The sequence below is a fragment of the Methanobrevibacter sp. UBA412 genome (genome assembly GCA_002495685.1).
Classification (GTDB): Archaea; Methanobacteriota; Methanobacteria; order Methanobacteriales; family Methanobacteriaceae; genus Methanobrevibacter_A; species Methanobrevibacter_A acididurans.
In genome coordinates, this window is sequence record DAGJ01000008.1 from 1 (window position 1) to 25,785 (window position 25,785).

Consider the following 25,785-nt stretch of genomic DNA (forward strand, 5'->3'; position numbering starts at 1 on the left):
ATAAAGGGTTTCTACAAAACCAATATTATTAAAAAATAGTAATTAGAATCATAAATTCAAATGAGAAAAATCAGTTTAAAAAAAGTTTAAACGGACCCGCCGGGATTTGAACCCGGGACCTTCGGATTAGAAGTCCGACGCCCTATCCAACTAGGCTACGAGCCCTCATTAACAAGATGTATTAACATCTGTTTTTTATACTATATATATGTATCTATTAAATTAATTCTAAAAAAAAAATTGCAGAAAAATAAATTTTATTGACTAATCAATAGATTAATCAATAATATAAATATTAAATTTAACCTTCTCCTATAACATTACCATTACCATCAATGATAATACAATCTACAGTATTTCCATCTTTATCATGTACATAACAGTACCAATCATTATCTTTCCATACTGCAGCAGAAACAGAACATCCTTCTTCTTCTACATGTTCATTAGCTATTTCTATTGCTTTAGTAGAATTTATATGGCTTGTAGTACCTGATCCAGAATCTGATCCAGAACCAGAACCTGAACCTGAACTTCCACTTCCGGAATTAGTTCCTGATCCGGAGTTTCCATTAGTGGAAGTACTATGTCCACCATTGCTTGATCCACTAGAACTTCCTCCGTTGCTAGATCCACTAGAACTTGTTCCTGAGCTTCCACCATTGGAACCAGATCCAGAATTTGCAACATTAGAACCAGAATTGGAACTAGGTTGGCCATTTGAAGAACTACCAGCACTATTTGAATCAGTAGCTTGGGTGGTATTGTTTCCTAATCCATTACCTGCACTGGCAAGGGAATCTGCTGAAGGTGTAAATCCTGCAAGATCTGAAAATGCATTATCAGGGTTTGTTAATCCGTATGCTGTAACTCCTGCAGCAATACATAAGACAACAATTACGGATATAATTATATTTGCATGATCCATTCGATTCACCTCGGTTTACTATTATAAATAACTTAATCTTTTTAGATTTAAGACTTTTTTTAATTAATAAAATTTTTTTTAAAAAATGTAACCTTTAAAAGAATTTTTTAAAGGATTTTTTATTACATTAAATTTAAAAAATGATAAAATTTAGTGGCTAAAAATTTTATTAATATATTATTATAAGTATCTTTACTATTATAAAGATGTTGGTTAATTAAATAAATATATAACAATTGAATATTATTAATTTTTTAATTTTTATTACTTAGTTTTTTATTTTTCATTTCAAACATTAATTATATGAATTCTATTCCAATAAACAAAAGATCAAATTTATTAAAAATTTTTTTTAAAAATTATTAACCTTTAATTTTAGTTTTAATTTATAAATTTCTAATATTTTTCTTATTAATTTTATTCTAAGTTTCTTATAATTGGAATTTAATCAAATAATTTTGATTATCATATATAAACCTTTCTTTTTAGTTCAAAGCATAAGTTTATTAATACTATTTATTTTAAAATAATAATTGTTAGTTTCTAAAATTTTTTAAAAAATAAGAGGTGACACATTTGAGCGAAAAAATAGTTATATCTCCTACATCACGTCAGGAAGGACATGCCGAACTTGTCATGGAAGTCGATGATGAAGGGATAGTTACCAAAGGTAGATACTTAAGTATCACTCCTGTTAGAGGCTTAGAAAAGATGGTTGCTGGAAAACCACCAGAATCTGCGATAGTATTATGTCAAAGAATCTGTGGTGTTTGTCCAATTCCTCATACTCTAGCTTCAGCAGAAGCAATGGATGATTCATTAGATATACAAATTCCAAAGGCTGCAGCACAATTAAGAGAATTAACAATTTCTTCTTCTAATATAAACAGTCATGCAATACACCATTTCTTAGTTGCACCGGATATAGTTCCTGAAAATCTTTTTAAAGATGCAGTAAATTCTGTAGGTACAATCCGTAAAAATGTACAATATGTAGTAGATATGGTAGCTGGTGAAGGAATTCACCCTTCCGATGTAAGAGTCGGTGGTATGGCAAGAAATATTACAGAATTAGCACGTAAAAAATTATATGCTAGATTAAAAGCATTAGTCCCTGTTGTGGATGATCATGTTGATTTAATCGTAGGATTAGTTGAAGATGCTGATTTCCCAGAAGGTTTAGGTGCAATTGACCAACCTATATTTGCAAGTAGTAATGGTTACGGAGACAGAGACTTCTTTGATCTTGAAAGATACAGAGAACTTACTCCAGAAGCATGGTATGATGACCCTGAATTAGGTAAAAAAGCATGTACATCCGTACCTTTATACGATGGTGTAAATGTAGAAACAGGTCCAAGAGCAAGAGCTGCTAAATTTGGCGGATATACCGGTAAAGGTGTCAAAGCTCAACATATAACCAGAGCTTACGAAATGAAAAACTATTTATCTAAAGCACTTAATCTTTTAGATGAATTAGATACTTCTGCAAACACCATGGCTGATTTTGACCCTAGAGGAACAGGAAAACTAGGTGTAGGTGTAATTGAAGCACCTAGAGGTACTGATATCCATATGGGTGTAGTTAAAGATGGCAGAATCCAATATTATAATGCTTTAGTTCCAACAACTTGGAATATTCCAACAATGGGGCCAGCAACTGAAGGATTCCACTATCAATACGGAGCTCATGTTATTAGAGCATACGATCCTTGTTTATCATGTGCTACCCACGTAATGGTAGTTGATGATGAAGATAAGAGCGTTATCAAAAATGACATGGTGAAAATTTAAACAACTAATTGAGGGAAATTATGCCTTATGAAGCAGAAAATCTGGTAGTTGGTTGCGGAAACGTATTATTTAAAGATGATGGTTTCGGACCTTATGTTATAAAAGCCTTAGAAGAACGTTTTAAGGATAAAGATATGCCAGAAGAAACTATGTTTATTGATGCTGGAACTAGTGCAACACATTATATATTTTCATTACCTGATGAAAGATGGAAGAAAATTATAGTAATTGATGTTGTAGAGTTTGGGGCTGAACCAGGAACACTTAAATATTTTAGTCCTTTTGATATGCCTAAAGGAAAATATGAAAGTGCTCACAGTTGGCCAGTAGAAGAACCCCTTCAAGACTTAGCCGAAAAAATGGATGTTATAATTGTGGGCTGTCAACCAGGTGAAATTACTGCACCTGATGTTGTGATGGGCTTATCTGACCCTGTTGAAAAGGCTATTCCTGAAGCAGTTGAGATGATTTTAAAGAAATTATAAGAGGTATGAGGGTTTAGCAATGTCTTTTATAGAAAGAATTAAAAGGTTTTTAGGCATTGGCTCTAAACCGGATGAATCTAAAGATGAAGAAGCTAAAAAAGAAGCTATTAAAGAAGAATCTAAAGAAGAAGCTAAAAAAGAAGCTGTAGTAACAGCTAAAAAAGAGGCTATAAAATCTGAGGAAGCTTCTAATAAAGCTAAATCATCTGAGCCAAAGAAAGAGAAATCTTCAAAACAGGAGGATGGAAAAGTGGCTGATAAACCAAAAATAGGATATATTCACTTAAGTGGGTGTACTGGAGATGGAATGTCATTAACTGAAAATTATGATATTCTTGCAGACTTACTCACTGACATGGTGGACATCGTTTACGGACAAACTTTAGTTGATGTATGGGATATGCCAGAAATGGATTTAGCATTAGTTGAAGGTTCAGTCTGTTTACAAGATGAACACAGTTTAAAAGAAATTAAAGAAATAAGAGAAAAAGCAAACTTAGTATGTGCTTTTGGATCTTGTGCATTAACCGGATGTTTCACACGATACTCTCGTGGTGGACAACAAGGTAATCCAAAACATGAATCATTTGTACCAGTTGGAGATGTAGTAAAAGTAGATGTTGCATTACCAGGATGTCCTGCATCACCAGAAATTATAGCTAAAACTGTAGTAGCTTTAATTAATGGAGATATGGATTATTTACAACCTATGTTAGACATGGCAGCATGTAACCTTGCATGTGGTTGTGATTTACAAACTAATGTTGTAAATAAAGCTTTATGTACTGGTTGTGGAACTTGTGTAATGGCTTGTCCTACAAGAGCTCTCACAATGGTTGAAGGAAGACCAGCTCATGATAAAGATAGATGTGTAAAATGTGGTTCATGTTATACACACTGTCCAAGATCTTGGTTCCCTGAAGAGCAAATTAAAAAGGATTTAGGACTATAGGAGGATTTAAATATGGTATTAGGTACTTACAAAGATATAGTCACTGCTAGAGCTACAGATAAACAAATCCAAAATGTCTCACAAGATGGTGGAATAGTTACAGCATTATTTACCTATGCATTAAATGAAGGTATTATTGAAGGTGCAGTTGTTGCAGGTAATACAGATACTCCATGGCAACCTGAACCAACAATAGCTATGAGTGCAGATGAAATTATTGCTGCTGCTGGAACTAAATACACATTTTCTCCAAATAATGCTGTTTTAAAAGAAGCAGTAAGACAATGTGGTATTGAAAAATTAGGAACAGTTGCTACACCATGTGAAATAATGGGTCTTAGAAAAATGCAATCTTACCCATTTTCCACAAGATTCTTAGCAGATAAAATTAAACTTTTAATAGGTATTTTCTGTATGGAAAACTTTTCCTATGCATCTCTTCAAACTTTCGTTGAATCCAAATTAAATGGATCCATGGAATTAACAGATAAGATGGATATTGGTAAAGGTAAACTATGGATTGAAGATCCAAAAGGTAATACTGGATTAAAATTAAAAGAAACACACGGATATGAACAAGCTGGATGTAACATCTGTAAAGATTATGTTGCAGAATTAGCTGATGTATCTACTGGTTCTGTAGGATCTCCTGATGGATGGTCTACAGTATTAACTAGAACTGATGCAGGTAAAACTATATTTGATGCTGCTGTCGAAGCTGGAGTTATTGAAACTAAAGCTGTTGATGAAGGTAAATTTGGTAAACAAATGCTTGAAAAATTAGCAGGTCAAAAGAAAGATAAAGCTGCAAAAGAATCAAAAAGTAGAATGGAATTAGGATTACCTGTACCTTGGTAATTTGACTTCTTAAAGGTAATTCATTTTTAATTAAATGAATTTACCTATTTTATTTTTTTTATACTTATTTTAAAATCTTTTTTTATAATTTATATTTTTAGAAAATTTTAATATTCCTAATTTTTAGTTTCATAAAAAAATTATTGTAATCATAATTTTTTGGTGATAAAAAATTTGGTGGATATTTTTATAAAAATTAAAAATAGTAATTATTATTTAATTATCATTTTTTTTATAATGTAGTTACTTTACAACCATCTGGTTCTACTATAACAGTATGTTCTTTTTGAGAAACCCATGCACCTGATCTTTCTTTAAGTGCAGCATAAGGATAGATAGACATTGTTTGTGATAATTTTCTAAGTGATGCATGTGCTCTGTTTGGATTAAATTTTTCTGTTATCCATCTACCTGAAAATGGTAAGTCATGGTAATTATTTTCTATATAATCTATTACTTTTTGATCGTGTTTTATTCTATAAGGTTTATTTTTTAGGAATGAATAGATATAAGAATTTGGAGTATCATTTACTAAACCAATTCCATCTGTAGCAAAAGGTTCTATTGCGATAGCTTGTCCTTCTTTTAATTTGGTTGTGTCGTGGTTATTTATATTTGGTATTGATAATCCTGCATGTAAATTCCATTTTTCTAAGCTATGTCCAGTTAAATTACTTACAGGGTTTAATTTATATTCATGTATTGCATCTTCAATAGCTTGACCTATTTTACCTATTTCCACTCCTTCTCTAACTGTACTTATTGCTGCTTCTAATCCTGCGGCTGATGCTTCGATTATGTTTTGATTTTTATTTAATGTTTCTTCGTCAAATAAATCTTCTAAATTATCCCCAGGAACCATTATTGTTACAGCAGAATCTGCTACATATCCATTTATTTCGGTACCCATATCTAATTTAACTAAGTCTCCTGTAACCATTTTGTTTGTATCATTTATTGGGGATGTGTAATGTGCGGTGATTTCATTTATTGATACATTACATGGGAATGATATTCCTGCACCTGCTTTTAATGTTTCATTTTCTACATAGCTTACTAAGTCTAATATAGGTAAATCATTTTTAATGAGTTTTACAGCATTGTTTCTTATTTTTGATAATATTTTTCCTGCTTTTTCGTAGGATTCTATTTCATCAGATTCCATTTTTTCTCCTTCATATTTTTTATTAATTTTTTTTTATTAGTATATCTACTTTTTTTGGTTTTACCTTTTTCAAAATTTTTATATACTATTTATTTTATATTTATAATTAGTATTTATTAATTAATAATTATTTTACTTAATTAATAATTTGGAGGAAAAAATTTTATGATGGCTTCAAATTTTGCAATTCCTAATCAACTATTTATTTTGATTTTAGCGGTTATTTTAGTAATTGTTATTGTGTTAGTTGTTGTTCAGTGGAGAAAAGTTGCTGAATCTAAAAATACAATTAATTTAATGGAAAAAGAGATTGAACTTAAAAAAATTGCTATGGTTGAAAAAGATTTGGAAAACAAACGATTAATGGAAAATCCTGTTCAGTTACCTAAAGATCAACAAGAACATCTTACTCAAATAAGAACTTCTACTGATGATGTTCGAGGTAATGTTGGTTATTTACATAGTGAAATCAATGAAAGATTAGCTAGATTAGAGGCTCAAACTGAGCAAAAGAAATTAGAAGGAATGCTTAAAGATATTGAACAAAAAGAAAAGAAGCTTTATAAAAAGTAAAACTTTATTAGGAGAGTATGTGGATGGATATTGTGGAAATTGTAGCTATTATTATTCTTATTCTTGCTATTGTAATTTTGCTTTATTATATTATTAGTGCTAAATCTAATGTTTTAGATAAAGTTAAGGATTATGTTCCTGCTTCTATGGATACTGGTGAACCTGAAACTATGCCTTCAGGTGCTTATGGAAATGAAGAGGATAAGGTTTCTATGGGAGATAAGATTAAATATACTTTTAAAGATGTTCCTAGTTCTTTAAATAATTCTACTGATCTTTTTTCTAAAAAGTTAGATTCTTTTTTAGATGAAAAAAGTGAGGAGTTAATTGAAGATTGGTCTTTAGTTACTAAAGATGATTTAAGTGATCTTGAAGAAAGATGTGATACTGCTTGTGAAAGTATTGATGATTTAGAAAAAAGATTCAATGATTATCAAACCAACACTGATGATAATATTGCTGATTTAGATACTAGATTAAAGGCTTTAGAAGATTTAGATAAAGAATAATTTTTTTTATCTTTTTTTTTTAATTTATTATGCAAAACCTTTATATAGTATGTTAACATAATTATATATATCCAATTCTTATGGATTATAATATTTTTTTATAAGAATTTTTAATTTGTATAGCAGGGTGGGGTAGTCTGGTGATCCCGCGGGGCTCATAACCCCGAGAGCCCTAGTTCAAATCTAGGCCCTGCTACTTTTTTTATAAACAATTTTTTTTATACAATACTATTTTTTAATTAGATTATTTTTCGAAAAGTTTTTTATATTAAAATCTGTTTATATTATATTATATGGTGCAAGCTGAAGACAGCTGCTGGTTTATATTTTTTTATAAACTAAGGAAACTCCGCCCATCATTACAGAACTACAATGTTGAAAAACATATGCTGAGAAGTATGACTCTGGAGCAGAAACGAAACGTCTTTTAATGAATGACTATGATGTTTAACTGATTGACATTAAAAGGAACGGTGAAACGGCCAATCTGTAGGATGCAAGGGCAAAAAATGCTGATGACAACTGTATGAGGCAAGGTAGTCCGCTAAGATGAATGCTGATAAAACAGAAGGTGGGTTATTCTCGGCAGGCACCATATTATTTTTATTCTATTTTTATTTAATTCTTTGTAATGAATTATTTATTTTTAATGATAATTTATGATCAGTTTTTTAAAATTATTTTAATGTTTGTTATATCTAATAAAGGATATTTTATTTTATTACTTAGTATAATTTAAACAATTTAATTTTACTTTAAATTAATTAAACTAGCTATATGAATGGAATTTTGAGTTTATATTAATCACCATATATATTTAATGTTTAATTTACTAATTTTTAAATTTTTTAGGGGATTTTTATTGAAATTTAAAAAATATTCTTTTTAAAATTTAATTATTAATAAAAATTATTTAAAAAGTATTATTCATGTTTTAAAAAAATAAGAAAGTTGTAAAAAATGTTATTTATTAATAGCATCTTTTACTTTATCAAAAATTCCTTTTTTATAAGTTTTGATTTCTTCTCCACTTATATCAGCGAATTCTTTAAGTAAGTCTTTTTGAGCTTCATTAAGTTTTTGAGGAACAACAACTATTGCTGTAACATAAAGGTTTCCTTTCATATCACGGTTCATTATTGGCATACCTTGTTCGTGGACTCTGAATACAGTTCCACTTTGTGTTCCTTCAGGTATTTTTAAATCTATTGCTCCTTTAATTGTTGGAACTTCTACTGTTGCACCTAAACTTGCTTCAACAAAACTTATTTCTTTTTCGTAGTAAAGATTAGATCCATCTCTTTCAAATTTTTTGTTTGGTTTTACTCGGATTTGAACATATAAATCTCCAGATCCTCCACCAACTTCCCCTGCATTACCTTCACCAGATACTCTTAATCTGTTTCCAGTTTCAACTCCTGCAGGTACTTTGATATTAATGGTTTTACTTTCTTTAACAGTTCCTTTTCCATGACATTTGTGGCAAGGTTCTTCTATTATTTTACCAGTTCCATTACAATCTCTACATGGTCTTATATTTACCATTTGTCCTAAGATTGTTCTGTTGACTTGTTTTACTTGTCCAGTTCCGCCACAAGTTTGACAAGTTTTTGTATTAGTGCCTGGTTCAGCTTTTTCTCCTTTACAACTTGGACAGGTAACATCATGTCTTATTGTTATATCTTTACTTAAACCACTTGCAGCTTCTTCTAGACTAATAGTTATATCAGTATAAATATCAGATCCTCTTTGAGGGCCTTGTCTATTTGATCTTGGTCTTCCTCCACCGAAACCGAACATGTCGAAGATATCTTCTACGTTAAATCCGCCTGATCCTCCGAAACCTTGGAATATATCATCAAAGTTTGCATTTCTGAATATATCTTCTTGTGAAAATCCATCCATTCCTGCATGACCGAACTTATCATATCTTTGTCGTTTATCTTCGTCTGATAAAACAGCATAAGCTTCACTTATCTCTTTGAATTTTTCTGTTGCATCTGGATCGTCACTGACATCTGGATGGTATTTCATTGCTAATTTTCGATAAGCTTTTTTAATTTCTTTGTCGGTAGAACCTTTGTCTACTCCAAGAATTTCATAGTAATCTCGCTTTTCTGCCATTTGTTCACCTTTTTCATGTATAAATACTGAACTATGATCTTAATTTTTAAAAAATGGAATAATAGTTCAAAATTAGAATTAATATTTTATTAAAATAAATTTTTGTTATTATAATATTATTGTTTATTATATAAATATTTAAAATTATTTTTTTGTGGTGGTTTATTTTTTCTAATTTTGTTTAAAAAAAAATAATTTAAGTTAAAAATTAATTTAACTTAATTTTTTTTTATTCTTTTTTATCATCATCTTTTACTTCATAGTCTGCATCGATAGTATCATCATTAGCGTTGTTTTGGTCAGCTCCTGCATCTGCACCTTGTGCTCCTTCTGCACCTTGTGCTTCTTGTTGTGCTTGTTGAGCTGCTGCAGCTTCTTGATAAATTTTTGCACCTACATCTTGAACTTTTTTAGTTAATTCTTCAGTTTTATCTTTGATTGCTGCTATGTCGTCACCGCTAATTAATTCTCTTAATTCGGATGTTAATTTTTCGATGTCAGATTTTTCTTCATCAGAGATTTTATCTTTTAAATCTTCTACTGTTTTTTCTGAAGTGTAAATCATGGAATCTGCATTGTTTCTGACTTCAATTTCTTCTTGTTTCTTTTTATCTTCGTCAGCATGCATTTCTGCTTCTTTAACCTTTTTATCAATATCATCTTTAGATAATTTGTTTGGTGCAGATATTGTGATTGCTTGTTCTTTTCCAGTTCCCATATCTTTTGCAGTTACATTTAATATTCCATTTGCATCAATATCGAAGGTAACTTCAATTTGTGGCATTCCTCTTGGTGCTGCTGGTATTCCTATTAATTGGAATCTACCGAGAGTTGTGTTATCTGCAGCCATTGGTCTTTCACCTTGTAATACATGGATGTCTACACTTGTTTGGTTATCTGCTGCAGTTGAGAATATTTGACTCTTTTTGGTTGGGATGGTTGTGTTTCTGTCAATAAGTTTTGTACTTACGGATCCTAATGTTTCAATACCTAAGGATAATGGGGTTACATCTAAAAGAACGAGGTCTTTTATTTCTCCAGCTAATACTCCTCCTTGGATTGCTGCTCCCATTGCTACACATTCCATTGGGTCAATTCCTCTTTCTACTGGTTGACCTATGAATTTTTCTACATATTTTTGAACTACAGGCATTCTAGTTGGTCCTCCTACGAGGATGATCTTGTTGATGTCTTTTTTGTTCATTTTTGCATCATCTAATGCTTGTTTCATAGGGTTTCCACATTTGTTAACGATTCCGTTTACTAATTCTTCGAGTTTTGCTCTGGATAATGTGTTGATTAAGTTTTGTGGTTTTCCACTACCATCTACGCAGATGAATGGTAAGTTTATATCAGTTGTTAATGTTGTGGATAATTCGATTTTTGCTTTTTCAGCTGCTTCTCTTAATCTTTGTACTGCTTGGTCATCGTCCATTAAGTCGATTCCGCTTGATTTTTTGAATTCATCAGCTAAGTATTTCATAATTGCATTATCCATATCGGTACCACCGAGTTGGGTGTCTCCGCTTGTGGATTTTACTTCAAATACTCCTCCACCAAATTCCATAATGGTTACATCGAGGGTTCCTCCTCCTAAATCGAATACCATAATGTTTATATCATCATCGGATTGTTTATCGATTCCGTATGCTAAACTTGCTGCTGTTGGTTCGTTTACGAGTCTTACTACATCTAATCCTGCAATTGTACCTGCATCTTTTGTTGCGGTTCTTTGGTTATCATCAAAGTATGCTGGAACTGTGATTACTGCTTTTTCGATTGGTTCTCCTAAGAAACTTTCTGCATCTTTTTTGATTTTTTGTAAGATCATTGCGGAAATTTCTTGTGGGGTGTATTCTTTTCCGTTTGCTTTTACTTTTTTATTAGTACCCATACTTCTTTTAATTGCACTTATTGTGTTTTCAGGGTTTGTAATTGCTTGTCTTCTAGCTGGTTCTCCAACTAATGTTTGTCCGTCTTCGGTGAATGCAACGTAGCTTGGGAAAGCTTTTCCGTATTGTGTTGCTCCTTCTGCTGATGGGATGATTGTTGGTTTTCCACCTACAAGTACGGATGCTGCTGAGTTACTGGTACCTAAATCAATACCGATTATTTTTTCTTTTTTGTTTTCTTCAGACATAGTTTGTCACCTTATTTTTTGTTATTTTTATGAGTTTTTTTATAATAATATTATAAATATTAATTTTTTATTTTTGCTAAAATTTTTCAGATCTATTTTTTACATACATTAACTTTGGAATATTTGATTACTTTATCTTTTAAGGTGTATCCTTTCATTAGTTCATCAATTATTTCATTGTTTTCGTATTCGTCACTATCTGTTACTAGTAGTGCTTCATGTTTGTATGGATCAAATTTTTCTCCTTTTGCAAGGATTACTTTTAATCCTTCTTTTTCTAAAACTTTAGTCATTTTTTTATAAATTAATTTTGTTGCTTCAATTGCATCTTCTTCTGTTTGTGAGTTTTCTGTTACTCGTTCTAAGTCTTCATAGCAATCTAGAAGGTTTGTTATTAATTCTTCGTTAGCATATTTTATTAATTCGGACTTTTGTTTTTCTGAAAATTTTTTGTAATTTTCGAAATCAGCTTGTTGTCTTAATGTTAATGATTTGCAATCAGCTAATTCCTCTTCTTTCTTTTCAAGGTCTTCTTTAATTTTAGCTAATTCGTCTTTTTTAGATTTTTTGTTAAGTTTTTTAGATTTTTTTTCATCTTTTTCTAGATTCTTTTTTTCTGATTTTTCAGTTGTTTTTTTAGAATCTTTTTCTTCTTTTTCATTAGCCATTTGTTCACCTTTATGAATAATTAAAGAGGGAGAAAGTGGATTTGTACTCTGTCTTTTTTTTCTCTTTGTTGTTTGATAATAAGTTCCATTTTTTTTGAGATATTAAAATATTTTTTTGGGATAATATATTTTTTTTTAGGAGGTTGACTTATTTAATAATATTTTTTGAGAAAAATATTAAAGTAACAAAAAGTTATCTTTCTCTATTACTATTATAATAACAAAAAGTTATATAAAGGTTTCGGTTTTTTTCATCTTTTAATAACAAAAAGTTATATAAAGGATAATTTACTTAATATATAATTACTATGACAAACAATCCACAAAATTCACAAAACCAAAATAGCCATATAGACCTTGAAGATGTGAGTATGGAAGACATCTTAGATGTAATAGGATGTAAAACTAGAAGAGACATAATCAATTTACTAAGAGATGAACCAAAATTTGTTAGTGAAATTTCACAAGAACTAAATATCGGACAAAAAGCTATAATAGAACACTTACGCGCAATGGAAGATATTGGGATCTTAAACTCTTCATTTAAAAAAGTAGTCAGAGGAAGACCACGAAAATACTATGACATGCCAAATGATGTCACCGTAAACATACAAATCACACCAATAACAATACATGTCAACAACCCTGATGATATGTTAAATAAAAAACAATTACCATCAGGAGACGAATGGTCAAAACTCTTAGAATTAGAGAAAAAAATCGATCAAGGTCAATGGGAAGCTGTTGAAGAACTTAAAAGTTTAATAAGATTATATGATAATCTAAAAAGTCGAGCAGAATACATCCTAGAAAGAACTGCAGACGAACAAGATAATAGAAAAGATATCATAAAACCACACAAAACATATTTCTTCACAGAACAATATTAAAAAAAAATTTAATTTTTTATTTTTTTTACTTTTTTTTATAAGCTGCAACAATAGCTTGACCTAAAGAAACAGAACCATCACCAGCACAAGAATTTTTGTGTTGAATAAATTCAAAACCATTGTTTTCAATATAATTTTTAGTAGTTAAACTAATTAACTCATTATAAAATGTACCACCAGTAGCACCAATACATTTAACATCTTTTTTTCTTGCAGCATCAACAGCAATCTTACTTAAACCTTCACTAACAGCAACTTGTCCAGCATAAGCAATTTCACTTTTTTCCACACCATCATTAATTAAATCTATAACACTTTTTAAAATATTACCAGTATCCAGAACAGTGCGATTCTTTACTTTTTTAAAACTAAGAGGAATACTATATTCACCTTTAGCAGGTATTGCCACAGATTCTAATTTCATAGCAGCTTCACCCTCAAAATTCCGTTCACCACAAATATTTAATGCAGTTGAAATAGAATCCAATACTCTACCAGTACTACTAGTAATCCCAACATTCAAATTAGAATCTAATTGTTTAAAAAGATTTTCAATCTCCATATCTCCATGAGGGAAATAATCAACATAATCTTCTTTTAATAATTTAATTACTTCATCTCTAGTGAAACTTTCACAAGAATCCAATATACTAGCTAACATACGAGCAGGATATTTAGCACATAAATCTCCACCAGGCATCTTTTGAGGCATTAAAGATCCTAATCTTTCAAAACTTTCAATATCAGTATAAAGTATTTCCCCACCCCATGCAGTTCCATCACTACCATAACCTACACCATCAGATGCAATAACAATCATTTCATCAATATCATTATCATTTGCTAAAGCAACTCCATGAGCATGATGATGTTGAACTTGCACTAATTCTGCATTATATTTTTCACTTAATTCTTTAGCTAATTTAGTTGTGAAAAATTGAGGATGCATATCACAAGCAATTATATCAAAATCATTAGTCTTTGTAATATTCATCATATTTTTTATAGCATCTTGTAAAAACAAGTAAGTTTTATATTTATTAGTATTACCAATATGTTGGGAAACATATGCTAAATTATTTTTAACTATTGTGAAAGTCACATCTAATTCAGGACCAAGAGCTAAAACATTTTTATTTAAAACTTTACCTTTCAAATCATAAGGTTCAGGTGTGTAACCTCTAGAACGTCTAATAAAAGATAACATATCATTACGATATCGTACAACAGAGTCATCACAACGATTAACAATTCTTCTGTTATGAATTAAACTATAATCACTAATACCTTTTAAGTTTCCAAGAATCTCCTCATTACTTATCATCATAGGTTCACCTGGAACATTAGCTGATGTCATAATATATGCAGGCTCCTCACTAAAATCAAACAAAAGATTATGTAAAGGAGAATAAGGTAACATCACCCCAATTGTATGTAAATTTGGAGCTACTGAATCTGCAAAATAATAATCCTTACTTTTTTTAACCACTACAATAGGTCTTTCCTTAGATTTTAAAGTTATTTTCTCTTTTTGACTTATCTCAGTAAAAGTTAAGCATTTTTCGATATCAGGACTCATAACTGCAAAAGGTTGACTTTTTCTCCCAAGACGTTTTCTTAAACGATTAACAACATCTTCATCTGTAACTTTACAAACTAAATGTGTTCCTCCAATACCTTTAATACTTAATATATTACCTTCATCTAATAATTTCACAGTATCATGTAAAGGATGTTTTGAATTTAAATCATTATCCTCTTTATCAAATAAACTTAATTTCGGACCACAATCAGGACAACACATTGCTTCTGCATGATATCTTCGATTTAAAGGATCTGTATATTCCTTTTCACATTTATCACATAATGGAAAATCATCCATAGTTGTTTTATCTCTATCATAAGGAACATTTTCTATAACTGTAAAACGTGGACCACAATCAGTACAAGCATTAAAAGGATGATGATATCTTCTATTATTTGGATCTCTTATTTCTTTCAAACAATTATCACAAATAGCTAAATCCGGAGGTATAACAGAAGTTCCAGAAAAATTATCCAAACTTTCATAAATTTTAAATTCATCATACTCTTCATTGTTTTCAAAGTTTTTGGTTTTAATAGAATTTATTTTTGAAATAGGGGGTTTTTTATTTTTTAAATCATATAAAAATTGTTCAATATTCTTATTTTCTCCTTGAAGTACTATTTCAACTACATTTCCTAAATTTCTAACATAACCTTTTAATTTTAATTCAGTTGCAACTCTGTAAACAAAAGGTCTAAATCCTACTCCTTGAACAATGCCCTGAACTAAAATCTTTGTACTTTTCATAATAATTGTTTCCTATTAAAAAATTAGTAAAAATAATTTTTTTTATAAATATTAATAATAACTAATATATTATAAATAGTTAATAAAAATATAAGTCTTTATAAAATTAAAAAAACATTGGTGGATGAATTGAAAGAAACACTAAAGAATCTTTTAGATGGTAAAATAACCATTGAAGAATGTGAAAACATTTTAAAAGCTGATAATATAATTGATATGGAAGGATTAATTAAATTCGATAGGGATAGGGAGGATCGTACAGGTTTTCCTGAAGCTGTTTATTCTAGTGGTAAAGATTATGAAGATTTAATTATTATAGCAAATAATTATTTTAAATCAGTTAAACCTAATGAAAAATCTTCATTACTTTTCACTCGTTTATCTAAATCCAGATTTGAATCTTTAAATAAAGATTTAAGTGATTTAAAACAAAAAGGTTTTAATTTAGATTATAATTCTAAAGCTAAAATTTTAAGGATTAATAATTATCCACTAAAAAATAAGATTAATCCAGATTATGGGAAAATAGGTATACTTACTGCAGGAACTTCTGATATTCCAGTTGCAGAAGAAGCAAAAATTGTAATTCAAGAAGGTGGTTGTGAAGTAATAAGTTCCTATGATGTTGGTGTTGCAGGTATTCATAGACTTTTACCTCAAATTAGTAAAATGATAAAAGATAAAGTTAATTGCATTATAGCATGTGCAGGAATGGAAGGTGCATTACCTTCAGTTGTTGCTGGTTTAGTGGATGTGCCTGTTATTGCGGTTCCTACTAGTATAGGTTATGGTGTAAGTGATAATGGTAAAACAGCCTTATTTGCTATGCTTCAATCTTGTGCTCCTGGAATAGCTGTTGTAAATATTGATAATGGTTTTGGTGCAGGAGTTTTAGCTTTAACAATTGTTAAAAATCGTTAAATTTAATAATTTTTTTTGTTGTGTTAAAAAATGATTTTTGAAAAATTCAATCCTGAAATTCATGATTATCATAAACTAGCTAGTTTAACCTATGATGTGGATTTTAGAACATATGAAAAAGTCTTTAAAAATAAAGATATTGCTCTTTTTGCATTAGAAGATGAAATGTTATTAAACTTTAAAAAAGCTAGTAATGAAAATTATTCTTTTTATGTTATTTTAGATGATTATCGTAAGATAATGGGTATGGTTAAAATTAGTAAAGGTGAAACTCATAATCTTATTCAAGATAGCTTATTTTTATTTAAAAATTTAAGATTTTCTGAAGCTTCTAAATTATCTTATATCTCATTTTTAGATAGATTAGTTCTATCAAAAGTTAATAATAATGATTTATACATTGGTGAAATTGCTATTAACCCTGAAAATAGAGGTCAAGGTTTAGGAAAATTAGTTATTAATAAAATAATTAAATATGCGAAAAATGAGGGTTATAAAAGAGTAGTGCTTGATGCAGATTTTAGAAATTTAGGTGCTTTAAAACTTTATGAATCCTTAGGGTTTTCAGTATTTAATCAAAAGTCATCAAAAATTTTAGATCCAGAAAGAGGAATGTATAATTTAGAATATATTTTATGAAAAAAAGAGTAATGAAGAATAAATTTTTTTTTTAATTGAAATTTAATGATTTATTTTCTTCTTCTTTCAAATTCATCAAATACTTCATTTAAGTTTACTCCTTTATATGCTAGGAGTAATAAATTATGGAATATTAAATCAACAGATTCATAAACAAGGTTTTCATCATTTTTTGCAGCTAAAATAACTTCTGCTGCTTCTTCACCTACTTTTTCACAAATCTTATCAACAGCTTTTTTATCACTATCTTTCATAATATTAGATGTGTAAGAATCAATAGGATTGTCTCTTCTATCTTCTAGTACTTTATATACTTCATTGATGATTGTTTCATCTGCCATATTAAATCCTCCAAAATTTTTTATTTAATCTCTTTTTGTTTTTATTGTTTCAGTTAATGCAATTAATGGGTGTTGAGCATCATCAATTATGTTTATATCATCAAATTTATAAATTCCTTGTGAATCTGCTGTTTTTTCCATTCCTAATCTTAAATCTTGACCTAAGTCAATAACATATGAATCTATTTTATCGAATCCTAATTTTATTGATGCCACTGCTCTATGATGTCCATCTACAAGAATCCAACGATTACCAGTTTTTACAACTATTGCAGGTTCTGCTAATCCTCTTTCTAATTCATATATTCTTCCTTGTAATTCATCAGCATAGATTCTATCTTGGGTTGGTCTTAAATCATTAACTGGAACTTCTTTTCGTTTTAGTTTTGTTTTTATTCCATATAATTGTTCTAATGTTTCTTTAAAGTATTCTACTTTAGTTGGTGTGGAACGTTCTATATGTGATCTTACCATATCTGTATTGGTTATGATTCCTTTAACTTGTTTTTCATCGTTAACAACAGGTAATCTGGAAATACCATGTCTAAACATTACTCTAGAAGCATCATTAATAGACATATCATCTAATGCAACTACAACTTCATTAGACATTACTCCTTTAACTAATTCAGCCCAATCTTTAAGAAGTAAGTCGTAAGCAGTAACTATACCTTGTATTGCCCCATTATCATCAACAACTGGGAATCCATCGTGTCCAGTTTTTTTCATTATTTTAATTACATCAGCACTTGGAGTGTTAGGAGTTACAGTAATTACATTTTTAGTCATATAATCTTTAACTGTTGATTTTATTTTAGTTTCATTACTTGTCATAAAATTTCATCCTCCTATTAAATTCTATTTTCTTATTTTAATAAGTCGTTTAATATTTTAACAGTTTCTCCAGGATCTGCTTTACCTCGAGTTAATCTCATTACTTGACCCATTAAGAAATTAATTGAATTTTTTTGTCCATTGTTATAATCTTCAACTGCTTTTGGATTTTCATCGATTGCTTGTTTAGCAGCTTTAACTATTCCATCTTCTTCAACTACACCTATTAATCCTAATTCTTCAGCTAAAACTTTTGGAGTTTTTTCTTCATTTGGCATTTTTTCAATAATTCTTTGCCCTGCTTTAGTTGTGATTTTTTTATTTTCAAGTAAGTTGAATAATTCGATTAAGTCTTGGGAGGTGATTTCACTTTCAACTAAATCAATTTTATTATAAGTTAATACTCTTTTAAGTTCATCTTTCATCCATAATGCAGCAAATTCTGGATTTATTTCTTTTACAACATTTTCATAAGTATCTGCTAAATCTATTTCAGAGGTTAATACTTTTGCAGATTCTTTATCTATACCATATTGTTTTTCAAATCTTTTTGCCTTGTTATATGGTGTTTCAGGCATTATTTCAATTATGTCGTTTATTTGTTTGTCTGATATTTGCATTGGAGGTAAATCTGGGTCAGGAATAAATCTGTAATCATCTGCATTTTCTTTGTCTCTCATTGATACAGTAATCATTTGAGTTTCTAAGTATGCTCTGGTTTCTTGTTTTATTTCTATTCCTCTTTTTGTAAGGTTTTTTTGTCTTACAACTTCAAATTTTAGTGCTTTGAAAGCTCCTTTAATGGAGTTGATGTTTTTCATTTCTACTCTGTTTCCTCCGTTTATGGAAACATTTACATCAGCTCTCATAGTACCTTCTCCACGTGCTCCTTTACTGTATTGTAATACTCGTATTAATTCTTTTAAGAAGTTTCTTGCTTCTTCTGGAGATTTGATATCAGGTTCTGTTACAATTTCTATTAATGGAATTCCGGATCTGTTGAAGTCAACTGTTCCTCTGTCAGGTTTATATTGTCCTGGATCTTCTTCCATATGTATTTCTCTTATTCTAATACCATTTAATTCTCCTTCATATCCTATTGGGATACTTGTTCTTTGGTATCCACTGGATAAATCAGGATAATCATAATGTTTTCTCATAAAATAAGCTTGATTTTGTTCTATTTTACAGTTAAGCATTAAAGATATCATTAAAGCATTTTTTATAGCTTTTTCATTTGTTGGGTAAGGTTTTGCTCCTGGTTGGTTTAAACATATTGGGCAAATATTTGAATTAGCCGGAGCTTCTTTATAATTAGTTTTACATTCACAAAAAAGTTTGGATTCAGTTTCTAATTGTACGTGAATTTCTAATCCACACATCATGTTTACATCAGATATAGTAATTCCTCCCATTGAATAATTTTTTTTATATTAATGGAAAATTTTTTTTATAAAAAATAGTAGTAAAAAATATTTTTATAATAATTCTTTATTTTTTTTACTCTATAATATATATTGGTTAAGATTCTGTTTGAAATTATTAATAAATATTATCTATATTTTAAGGTTTTTTTTATTAATAGAAAAATAGAATTTTATTTTTTTTATTTGTATTTGTTTTTTAATGAATCTTTAATGTATCTTTTTATGTAAGGATTGAAATCTTGATTGTATTGGCTTTTTTCTGATCCTAATTTTTCTTCATTGGTGAAAGTTCCTTTTAATTTTCTCCCAGTCCATTGTACTTCTTCTTCTACTCTTTTACCATATTTTGTTCCGAACATTTTAAATAAGGGGAATTTAGTTATTCCGTTTGCTCCGCTTAATATTAATATTCCAATATTTGCTAAGTTATCTACCCAAGTTCCACATATTATTTCTATCTTTGGGAAGTTTAGTCTAATTGTTGAGACTACTTTAGCATAATATAAGGATGCTGGTTGTGAACTGTTAACATATATTGTTTCAGGGTGTGGATTTAGTGAATAAAATATAACTCTGTCTATGTCATGTTCTTTTAAGTATTGGATTAAATAGTTAATGTCTTCAAATGTTTCCCCTAATCCTAAAATTATAGTTATGGCTTTTTTAAATCCTAAATCTCCAGCTTTATCTAACATTTTACTTATATCGTTTAATGGTTTGCTTGGACAGATTTCTTTTTGGAGTATGGGGTTTGCAGTTTCTACTGCTCCAGTTATCCCTTTAACTTCTTTCCCATATTCTTCTAATTGGTCTGTTATTCCAGTGTTTAACCATACACCTTCTCCAGTTATATTGTATATATTTGAAGCTATTGATTTAATTTCAGATGTTGTGAATGATTTGTATCCTCCTGATAAAAATTCAATATTCCATCCTAATCGTTTACACATTTCTGCTTCTGCTAAAATGTTATTAACTCTTCTTCGAGCTTTTTTAGGATCACTTATTTTATTTTTTTGTGTACTCATATAACAGAATTTACAATCTCCTTTGTCACACCACCATGATAGGAATATTGCTCGTTCTAAGCTAATTGTGTTTGAAAAATTTTTTAGTGTTAGTTTATTAGCTTTATTTATTGTTTCTAATATTTCTGTACTGTTTATTGTATTTTGTTCCATTTTATCCTTTGTTTATTTTTTTATTTTGAATTTTTTGTGTTTGTTTTTATTATGGGTTTTGTCTTTTAAATATCTAATTTTTCCATAAAGTTTATATATCATTAAAACATAGTTGTAGTATTGATATTTATTTGGTCATAGTATTTTTTTGTTTTAAAATAGTTAAAACAAAACCTTTATATACAATAATTGTCCAAGTTAAATTGTATGTTCAAAATCTAATTTTTTTTATTTTGAGCAGAAAATTTTTATTGCATTCTGATTAAAGCATGGGTGTCATATGCCATCGTAGCTCAGTAGGTAGAGCGTTCGGCTGTTAACCGATTGGTCACAGGTTCGAGCCCTGTCGATGGCGCTTTTTGGGCCCATAGCTTAGCCAGGTAGAGCGCCCGGCTCATAACCGGGCGGCCATGGGTTCGAACCCCATTGGGCCCATACCTAATCAAATGCATTTATATCTGCTTCGGTAGTGTAGTCCGGCCAATCATTTTGCCCTTTCGAGGCGAAGACTCGGGTTCGAATCCCGGCCGAAGCATTTAATTTAATATGATTTTATCAAGGGGAATGCCCTCTCCTTTCCGAAGCGGGGGTGCCCGAGCGGCCAAAGGGGACAGGCTTAGGACCTGTTGACGCAGGTCTACCAGGGTTCGAATCCCTGCTCCCGCATTAATCTATTAATTTACAATGAATAATTACTTTTACATATTTTATAATATGTTCAAATGCCGGGGTAGGGTAGGCGGTTATCCTACGGGACTGTGGATCCTGCGACTCGGGTTCGAATCTCGGCCCCGGCCCCATTTTTATAACTAATTTTACTAATCTTTTCCTCATTCCTGTATATTTAATCTAATTTTTTATTCAATAATAATTATTTTTATTATTAATTTTCAAATGCTTGGAAAAGTTCTTTTAATAGTCCAAATAAATTTATTATATATATTATTTTTAAAATAATTTCTAATTTATAGGATGTTGATTTTTAATGGTTAAAAAAGGTTCTGCAGAAGAAAGAGATTTAGTTCATCGATTATGGAGTTTAGATTTTGCAGCAATGAGAGCACCAGCATCTGGAGGTGCTACAAAAAAACCATTACCTGATGTATTAGCAGGTAATTCAAAAATATATTTAGCTATTGAAGTTAAAACAACAACTAAAGATAAAATTTACATAGATTATCCTCAAATAGATGCTTTATGTGAATTTTCTAAAATTTTTGGAGCAACTCCATATATTGGGGTTAAATTTAAGTATACTAAATGGTTATTTTTAGATCCAAAAACAACTGAAAGAACTAAAAGTAATAATTATAAAATTGAGAAAGATTTTGCTTTAGAAAAAGGTTTAGAACTTGATGAAATTACAGGTAAAGATAAGCAAATTAAATTTTAAACTTTTTATAAATTATGTTTAAACATAAAGTTTAAATAATATTAATAACTAATTTTTATATACTGTAAGAATGTTATTTCTTATGAATTTATATTTGGGGTTATAGTGTAACCTGGCATCATCTGGGACTCCAGTTGTCTTTGAAGAAAACGCGCAGTCTGATCAGTATGTGATTGATATGATGATCAATTGGAGTACTGAGACAAGAGAAATCCTAGGATCGGGGTTCAAATCCCTGTGACCCCACTTTTATATAATATATTAATGCTTTTTTTTAAAATTTTTAATTAATTAAATTTATAAACACTACTTTTAGGAGACTATTTTTTATGGAAAAAATTGGAAACATTATTTGTATTCCTGGAAAGGATTTAGATTCTAATATTTATATTGTAGATGATATTATATTTGATACTGGTACTGGAGAACATAAAGATTATTTATTTTCCCAATTAAAAGAAGCAGGTGTTAATCCTGATGATATTAAATTAATAGTTAATACTCATTGTCATTTTGATCATGTTGGAGGGAATAATTTTTTCCCTAATGCTAAAGTCGCAATACATGAAGATGATGCAGATTCACTTGAAAATTATAATAAAGAATTAACAGTTTGTAATCTTTTTGGTAGAACTATAACTAGACATGATGTAGATATAAGATTAAAACAAGGAGATCATGTTGGAGATTTTGAAGTAATTCATACACCTGGTCATAGTCATGGTGGAATATGTTTATGGGATGGTGAAAATCTTATTTGTGGAGATACAGTCTTTGCAAATGGTGGTTATGGAAGACCGGATATTGGTGGAAATATTGATGAATTAAGAGACTCATTACGAAAATTAAATAAATTAAATGTTAAATATTTATTCCCTGGTCATGGTCCATGGGTTAATAATGGTAAAAAACATATAGAATTATCTAATCAAGGAATTTGATTAGATTTTATATATTATTTACTATTTTTTTATAAACTTAAAGCACTCTTTTTATTATCCATGAATTTTTTTTCAGCTTTTTTGAAGCAACCTCTTTTAACTAATATGGAAATTTTTTCTCCTCTAGCTAATACTCTTTCAGGTTGAGGTATTTCTAATCCATCTTTAGTATAAATAGCAATTATTATACAATCTTTAGTTGGGGAGACTTCTTCTACTTTTTTACCAACTACTTTATCATTTAAAATGTTCATGTCTAAGATTTCTGCACTACCTTCTCCAAATGATACTAAATCTGCTACATTAGGTCTAGTGATTAGTTTTTCTACAAATCCTGCTGCTGTTCTTTCTGGACTTATTACTTCATCTATTCCTACTTTTTTAAATGCTTCTTCGTGGTCAGGGTTACTTACACGTGCTATGATTTTCTTTTCATCATATTCTTTTGCTAATATACAGGATAATAAGTTAGCTTCATCGTTTCCTGTGGTTGCAACAAATATATCTGCTTCATCTATGTTTGCTTCTTCTAATGTTTTTGTATCAGTACCGCTTCCACAAATTATCATAGCATCTAGTTCCATTGCAGCATTGTTACATAATTTTTCATTGTTTTCAATAATTGTTATATCATAACCATCATTGATTAAAAGATTTGCAAGTGAAAGTCCTACACGTCCTCCACCTAAAATTATCACATACATATTTTGTCATCCCATTAATTTTTTTTTAGAATAAGTTTAATTAATTTATTAAATTTTTATCATCCATTTTATTTTTTTAGATTCATACTTTAATTTAATTAATGTCTCAATTTTAATTTTTTTTATTAAAATATAACTTATAGTTTATTATAATTTATTAATCTTACTTCCTATTATATAAACTTATTTAAAATTATATTTAATTTATTTATTTGAGCTTTTTTTAGATAAGGACGTGTTTTTATTATCCTTTTTTTAAAAATAGATTTTATAAGGTGTTTAAATTTTCTGTTTTAACCCTTTGTGTATTTGTTTATTTGCTCTTTTAAAAGATTCATAAATAGCTTTTAGAAGAACTAATACAGGTATTATTTCTAATCTACCAATCCACATATTTCCAACTAGTAAATATTTTAATTCGCTTGGTATTAAGTAACATGGGGATCCTAACCATACTCCATTGTTACCTTGTGCAGATACAACATTAAACAATGATTGTAATGGTGGATATCCATAAGCTAATAAGATTAACCAACTAATTGCAACAAATAACATGAACAATGTGATATATGAACTGGATTCTTTAATTTCTTTATCTCCAATTGTTTTCCCACCAATTTTAGCATTAATAACTCTACCTTTTGGGGATAATAAATTCAATGTTGTTAAATTTATTCCTTTTAAAAAAGTTATAACACGTATTACCTTAATTGAACCAACAGTTGATCCAGATGATCCCCCTACAAGCATTAATATTATAATTACTAATAATGTGAATCCTGGCCATAAAGTCATTACAGATGAACTAGGTACATTTGCACCTGTTGTACTTATTGCGGATACTACCTGGAATACAATAATCATTGGATCCATATGGCTTGTTAAATAAATTCCTATTGAAGAAATTATTATTAATACCATTATTGCTTGGAATTGCACATCTTGAATTATTGATTTTCCTTTACTTTTTATTGCTTTATAATGGACTGAGAAGTTAATTGATCCTATTATCATTATAATTATTGTTACTAAATATATGGCATTGCTATTATATGCTCCAATATTTGCATTTTTAATAGACATTCCTCCAGTAGAGATTGTTGTGAATGTTGCATTTATTGAATCAAAAAGGGGCATACCTACTAATACATACATTATTATTCCAGCAATTGTGTAAATAGAATACATTTCTAATGTTTTATATAAGGTGTTCACTACACTTGGTTTGATTCGATCGTCTCTTGCTTCGGATTCATAAAGTCTAGATGCAGCAGTACCATTTCGTATTAAAATTCCAATAAATATGATTACTACTCCTAATCCACCTAACCATTGTTCATAACTTCTTAAAAAAAGGATTGATTTAGGTAAAATTTCTACATCAGGAAAAATAGTTAATCCACTACCTGTCCAAGCAGACATATTCTCAAAAAAAGCATTTGTAAATGAAATGTCTAAACACATCATCATTATCAAGGCACCGATAATTCCGGCCCATATCCAAGCTAAGGAAGATATTATCATTCCTTGTCGTAATCTAATTTTATCATAACAGGTAAACTTTCTATGTAAAATACTACCTATTAAAATAGAGATTAATGGAGGTATAATTAAATTTATATAAATATTTTCATGATAAATAAGAGCTATTATGACTGGTGCTAATAAAACAAGACCTAATCCTTGCATTATTATTCCAAGATAATGTGCACTTATTAAAATATCAGTTTTATTTATATATTTCATTAATACTTTTTTATTTCTTCAATTATTTAAATTTTTATTGAATAATGTATTTTTATTGAAATATTTGTAAAAAAAAGTCGAATTTTTTATATGTTTATAATATTGTTTTGTTTAAAAAATAAGTATTTAATTTGATTCAGTTTTGTATTTAAAAAAATTTGTAAAAAAAAATAAAAAAAGTGTTTTTTCATAAAAAAACTTTTTCATAATTAAAACTTTAAAAAAAGTTAAAATCAT

The 25,785-nt window shown here is 29.3% G+C and carries 23 protein-coding genes, 8 tRNA genes and 1 other RNA gene; 19 read left to right on the top strand and 13 right to left on the bottom strand.

Going from position 1 to position 25,785, the window contains the following annotated elements; genetic code table 11:
• Positions 1–91: 91 nt before the first annotated feature.
• Positions 92–165, bottom strand: a tRNA-Arg gene (locus BP997_RS02365).
• 136 nt (positions 166–301) lie between these two features.
• Entirely contained in the window at positions 302–928 is a 627-nt protein-coding gene (locus tag BP997_RS02370; RefSeq protein ID WP_413824326.1) for an endoglucanase, read from the bottom strand.
• Between the two features lie 576 nt (positions 929–1,504).
• On the opposite strand from BP997_RS02370, the gene frhA reads away from it, so the two are divergent.
• From frhA to frhB, 4 genes are read left to right on the top strand one after another with little or no spacing between them, the layout of a single operon-like run.
• A complete protein-coding gene (gene frhA / locus BP997_RS02375; RefSeq protein ID WP_413824324.1) occupies positions 1,505–2,722 on the top strand; it encodes a coenzyme F420 hydrogenase subunit alpha in 1,218 nt (405 codons plus the stop codon).
• A 20-nt stretch (positions 2,723–2,742) separates the two neighbouring features.
• Positions 2,743–3,207, top strand: coding sequence for a coenzyme F420-reducing hydrogenase, FrhD protein (gene frhD / locus BP997_RS02380; RefSeq protein WP_413824322.1), 465 nt, complete (start codon positions 2,743–2,745; stop codon positions 3,205–3,207).
• 19 nt (positions 3,208–3,226) lie between these two features.
• Positions 3,227–4,159 (top strand): coenzyme F420 hydrogenase subunit gamma, encoded by a 933-nt coding sequence (gene frhG, locus BP997_RS02385; protein WP_413824320.1) that lies wholly within the window; start codon positions 3,227–3,229, stop codon positions 4,157–4,159.
• A gap of 12 nt (positions 4,160–4,171) precedes the next feature.
• Entirely contained in the window at positions 4,172–5,017 is an 846-nt protein-coding gene (gene frhB, locus BP997_RS02390) for a coenzyme F420 hydrogenase subunit beta (RefSeq protein WP_413824317.1), read from the top strand.
• Between the two features lie 232 nt (positions 5,018–5,249).
• On the opposite strand, the gene map is transcribed toward frhB, so the two are convergent.
• Positions 5,250–6,182 carry a type II methionyl aminopeptidase gene (gene map, locus BP997_RS02395; protein ID WP_413824314.1) on the bottom strand — a complete coding sequence of 311 codons (933 nt, stop codon included), beginning with the start codon at positions 6,180–6,182 and terminating at the stop codon, positions 5,250–5,252.
• Positions 6,183–6,350: 168 nt separating this feature from the next.
• On the opposite strand from map, the gene BP997_RS02400 reads away from it, so the two are divergent.
• The 4 genes from BP997_RS02400 to rnpB all read left to right on the top strand — a co-directional run bounded on the left by BP997_RS02400 (position 6,351) and on the right by rnpB (position 7,855).
• Entirely contained in the window at positions 6,351–6,755 is a 405-nt protein-coding gene (locus BP997_RS02400; RefSeq protein ID WP_413824334.1) for a hypothetical protein, read from the top strand.
• Between the two features lie 23 nt (positions 6,756–6,778).
• The gene (locus BP997_RS02405) at positions 6,779–7,264 is read left to right on the top strand and encodes a hypothetical protein (protein ID WP_413824311.1); all 486 of its coding nucleotides are present in this window, start codon (positions 6,779–6,781) and stop codon (positions 7,262–7,264) included.
• Between the two features lie 121 nt (positions 7,265–7,385).
• Positions 7,386–7,460: transfer RNA gene (locus tag BP997_RS02410), tRNA-Met, on the top strand.
• A 102-nt stretch (positions 7,461–7,562) separates the two neighbouring features.
• An RNA gene (rnpB, locus tag BP997_RS02415) (RNase P RNA component) lies at positions 7,563–7,855 on the top strand.
• 372 nt (positions 7,856–8,227) lie between these two features.
• On the opposite strand, the gene dnaJ is transcribed toward rnpB, so the two are convergent.
• The 3 genes from dnaJ to BP997_RS02430 all read right to left on the bottom strand — a co-directional run bounded on the left by dnaJ (position 8,228) and on the right by BP997_RS02430 (position 12,196).
• Positions 8,228–9,388, bottom strand: coding sequence for a molecular chaperone DnaJ (gene dnaJ, locus BP997_RS02420; RefSeq protein WP_413828756.1), 1,161 nt, complete (start codon positions 9,386–9,388; stop codon positions 8,228–8,230).
• Positions 9,389–9,617: 229 nt separating this feature from the next.
• Entirely contained in the window at positions 9,618–11,528 is a 1,911-nt protein-coding gene (gene dnaK, locus BP997_RS02425) for a molecular chaperone DnaK (RefSeq protein WP_413824697.1), read from the bottom strand.
• A 92-nt stretch (positions 11,529–11,620) separates the two neighbouring features.
• On the bottom strand, positions 11,621–12,196 hold the full coding sequence (locus tag BP997_RS02430; protein ID WP_413828757.1) for a nucleotide exchange factor GrpE: 576 nt from the start codon (positions 12,194–12,196) through the stop codon (positions 11,621–11,623).
• 308 nt (positions 12,197–12,504) lie between these two features.
• On the opposite strand from BP997_RS02430, the gene BP997_RS02435 reads away from it, so the two are divergent.
• Entirely contained in the window at positions 12,505–13,086 is a 582-nt protein-coding gene (locus tag BP997_RS02435; protein WP_413828759.1) for an ArsR/SmtB family transcription factor, read from the top strand.
• Positions 13,087–13,111: 25 nt separating this feature from the next.
• Here BP997_RS02435 and hypF read toward each other — a convergent pair whose 3' ends face one another.
• On the bottom strand, positions 13,112–15,421 hold the full coding sequence (gene hypF, locus BP997_RS02440) for a carbamoyltransferase HypF (protein ID WP_413828761.1): 2,310 nt from the start codon (positions 15,419–15,421) through the stop codon (positions 13,112–13,114).
• A 129-nt stretch (positions 15,422–15,550) separates the two neighbouring features.
• On the opposite strand from hypF, the gene larB reads away from it, so the two are divergent.
• Together larB and BP997_RS02450 are read left to right on the top strand one after the other, a co-directional pair.
• Positions 15,551–16,342, top strand: a complete 792-nt coding sequence (larB, locus tag BP997_RS02445) for a nickel pincer cofactor biosynthesis protein LarB (protein WP_413828763.1) — start codon at positions 15,551–15,553, stop codon at positions 16,340–16,342.
• A gap of 30 nt (positions 16,343–16,372) precedes the next feature.
• Entirely contained in the window at positions 16,373–16,981 is a 609-nt protein-coding gene (locus tag BP997_RS02450) for a GNAT family N-acetyltransferase (protein WP_413828229.1), read from the top strand.
• A gap of 50 nt (positions 16,982–17,031) precedes the next feature.
• Here BP997_RS02450 and hisE read toward each other — a convergent pair whose 3' ends face one another.
• The 4 genes from hisE to BP997_RS02470 form a co-directional block, all read right to left on the bottom strand.
• Positions 17,032–17,322 (bottom strand): phosphoribosyl-ATP diphosphatase, encoded by a 291-nt coding sequence (gene hisE, locus BP997_RS02455; protein WP_409198375.1) that lies wholly within the window; start codon positions 17,320–17,322, stop codon positions 17,032–17,034.
• Between the two features lie 24 nt (positions 17,323–17,346).
• Positions 17,347–18,156, bottom strand: a complete 810-nt coding sequence (locus BP997_RS02460; RefSeq protein ID WP_413827087.1) for a CBS domain-containing ParB/RepB/Spo0J family partition protein — start codon at positions 18,154–18,156, stop codon at positions 17,347–17,349.
• Between the two features lie 32 nt (positions 18,157–18,188).
• Positions 18,189–19,541, bottom strand: coding sequence for an Asp-tRNA(Asn)/Glu-tRNA(Gln) amidotransferase subunit GatB (gene gatB, locus BP997_RS02465; RefSeq protein ID WP_413824860.1), 1,353 nt, complete (start codon positions 19,539–19,541; stop codon positions 18,189–18,191).
• Positions 19,542–19,762: 221 nt separating this feature from the next.
• A complete protein-coding gene (locus tag BP997_RS02470) occupies positions 19,763–20,764 on the bottom strand; it encodes a radical SAM protein (protein ID WP_413827089.1) in 1,002 nt (333 codons plus the stop codon).
• Between the two features lie 282 nt (positions 20,765–21,046).
• Between BP997_RS02470 and BP997_RS02475 the strand changes: the two genes are divergently transcribed.
• The 8 genes from BP997_RS02475 (at position 21,047) to BP997_RS02510 (ending at position 23,098) form a co-directional block, all read left to right on the top strand.
• Positions 21,047–21,119: transfer RNA gene (locus BP997_RS02475), tRNA-Asn, on the top strand.
• Between the two features lie 6 nt (positions 21,120–21,125).
• Positions 21,126–21,199, top strand: a tRNA-Ile gene (locus BP997_RS02480).
• Between the two features lie 25 nt (positions 21,200–21,224).
• Positions 21,225–21,299, top strand: a tRNA-Glu gene (locus tag BP997_RS02485).
• A 48-nt stretch (positions 21,300–21,347) separates the two neighbouring features.
• A tRNA-Leu gene (locus tag BP997_RS02490) sits at positions 21,348–21,430 on the top strand.
• Positions 21,431–21,488: 58 nt separating this feature from the next.
• A tRNA-His gene (locus BP997_RS02495) sits at positions 21,489–21,564 on the top strand.
• A 185-nt stretch (positions 21,565–21,749) separates the two neighbouring features.
• Positions 21,750–22,157 (top strand): Holliday junction resolvase Hjc, encoded by a 408-nt coding sequence (gene hjc, locus BP997_RS02500; RefSeq protein ID WP_413824715.1) that lies wholly within the window; start codon positions 21,750–21,752, stop codon positions 22,155–22,157.
• Between the two features lie 96 nt (positions 22,158–22,253).
• Positions 22,254–22,403, top strand: a tRNA-Trp gene (locus BP997_RS02505).
• 83 nt (positions 22,404–22,486) lie between these two features.
• Positions 22,487–23,098, top strand: a complete 612-nt coding sequence (locus BP997_RS02510) for an MBL fold metallo-hydrolase (RefSeq protein ID WP_413827091.1) — start codon at positions 22,487–22,489, stop codon at positions 23,096–23,098.
• A 29-nt stretch (positions 23,099–23,127) separates the two neighbouring features.
• Here BP997_RS02510 and BP997_RS02515 read toward each other — a convergent pair whose 3' ends face one another.
• Both BP997_RS02515 and BP997_RS02520 read right to left on the bottom strand, forming a co-directional pair.
• On the bottom strand, positions 23,128–23,802 hold the full coding sequence (locus BP997_RS02515; protein WP_413824722.1) for a potassium channel family protein: 675 nt from the start codon (positions 23,800–23,802) through the stop codon (positions 23,128–23,130).
• 279 nt (positions 23,803–24,081) lie between these two features.
• Positions 24,082–25,548, bottom strand: coding sequence for a TrkH family potassium uptake protein (locus BP997_RS02520; RefSeq protein WP_413828766.1), 1,467 nt, complete (start codon positions 25,546–25,548; stop codon positions 24,082–24,084).
• Between the last annotated feature and the right edge of the window lie 237 nt (positions 25,549–25,785).

Bases quoted from the DNA above. Each gene is read 5' to 3' on its own strand.
- dnaK (WP_413824697.1), bottom strand. From the start codon at position 11,528: ATGTCTGAAGAAAACAAAAAAGAAAAAATAATCGGTATTGATTTAGGT.
- frhD (WP_413824322.1), top strand. From the start codon at position 2,743: ATGCCTTATGAAGCAGAAAATCTGGTAGTTGGTTGCGGAAACGTATTA.
- BP997_RS02405 (WP_413824311.1), top strand. From the start codon at position 6,779: ATGGATATTGTGGAAATTGTAGCTATTATTATTCTTATTCTTGCTATT.
- BP997_RS02450 (WP_413828229.1), top strand. From the start codon at position 16,373: ATGATTTTTGAAAAATTCAATCCTGAAATTCATGATTATCATAAACTA.
- BP997_RS02400 (WP_413824334.1), top strand. From the start codon at position 6,351: ATGGCTTCAAATTTTGCAATTCCTAATCAACTATTTATTTTGATTTTA.
- BP997_RS02370 (WP_413824326.1), bottom strand. From the start codon at position 928: ATGGATCATGCAAATATAATTATATCCGTAATTGTTGTCTTATGTATT.
- hjc (WP_413824715.1), top strand. From the start codon at position 21,750: ATGGTTAAAAAAGGTTCTGCAGAAGAAAGAGATTTAGTTCATCGATTA.
- BP997_RS02470 (WP_413827089.1), bottom strand. From the start codon at position 20,764: ATGGAACAAAATACAATAAACAGTACAGAAATATTAGAAACAATAAAT.
- BP997_RS02520 (WP_413828766.1), bottom strand. From the start codon at position 25,548: ATGAAATATATAAATAAAACTGATATTTTAATAAGTGCACATTATCTT.
- BP997_RS02510 (WP_413827091.1), top strand. From the start codon at position 22,487: ATGGAAAAAATTGGAAACATTATTTGTATTCCTGGAAAGGATTTAGAT.
- BP997_RS02515 (WP_413824722.1), bottom strand. From the start codon at position 23,802: ATGTATGTGATAATTTTAGGTGGAGGACGTGTAGGACTTTCACTTGCA.
- dnaJ (WP_413828756.1), bottom strand. From the start codon at position 9,388: ATGGCAGAAAAGCGAGATTACTATGAAATTCTTGGAGTAGACAAAGGT.
- BP997_RS02435 (WP_413828759.1), top strand. From the start codon at position 12,505: ATGACAAACAATCCACAAAATTCACAAAACCAAAATAGCCATATAGAC.
- frhG (WP_413824320.1), top strand. From the start codon at position 3,227: ATGTCTTTTATAGAAAGAATTAAAAGGTTTTTAGGCATTGGCTCTAAA.
- hypF (WP_413828761.1), bottom strand. From the start codon at position 15,421: ATGAAAAGTACAAAGATTTTAGTTCAGGGCATTGTTCAAGGAGTAGGA.
- hisE (WP_409198375.1), bottom strand. From the start codon at position 17,322: ATGGCAGATGAAACAATCATCAATGAAGTATATAAAGTACTAGAAGAT.
- BP997_RS02460 (WP_413827087.1), bottom strand. From the start codon at position 18,156: ATGACAAGTAATGAAACTAAAATAAAATCAACAGTTAAAGATTATATG.
- map (WP_413824314.1), bottom strand. From the start codon at position 6,182: ATGGAATCTGATGAAATAGAATCCTACGAAAAAGCAGGAAAAATATTA.
- gatB (WP_413824860.1), bottom strand. From the start codon at position 19,541: ATGATGTGTGGATTAGAAATTCACGTACAATTAGAAACTGAATCCAAA.
- BP997_RS02430 (WP_413828757.1), bottom strand. From the start codon at position 12,196: ATGGCTAATGAAAAAGAAGAAAAAGATTCTAAAAAAACAACTGAAAAA.
- frhB (WP_413824317.1), top strand. From the start codon at position 4,172: ATGGTATTAGGTACTTACAAAGATATAGTCACTGCTAGAGCTACAGAT.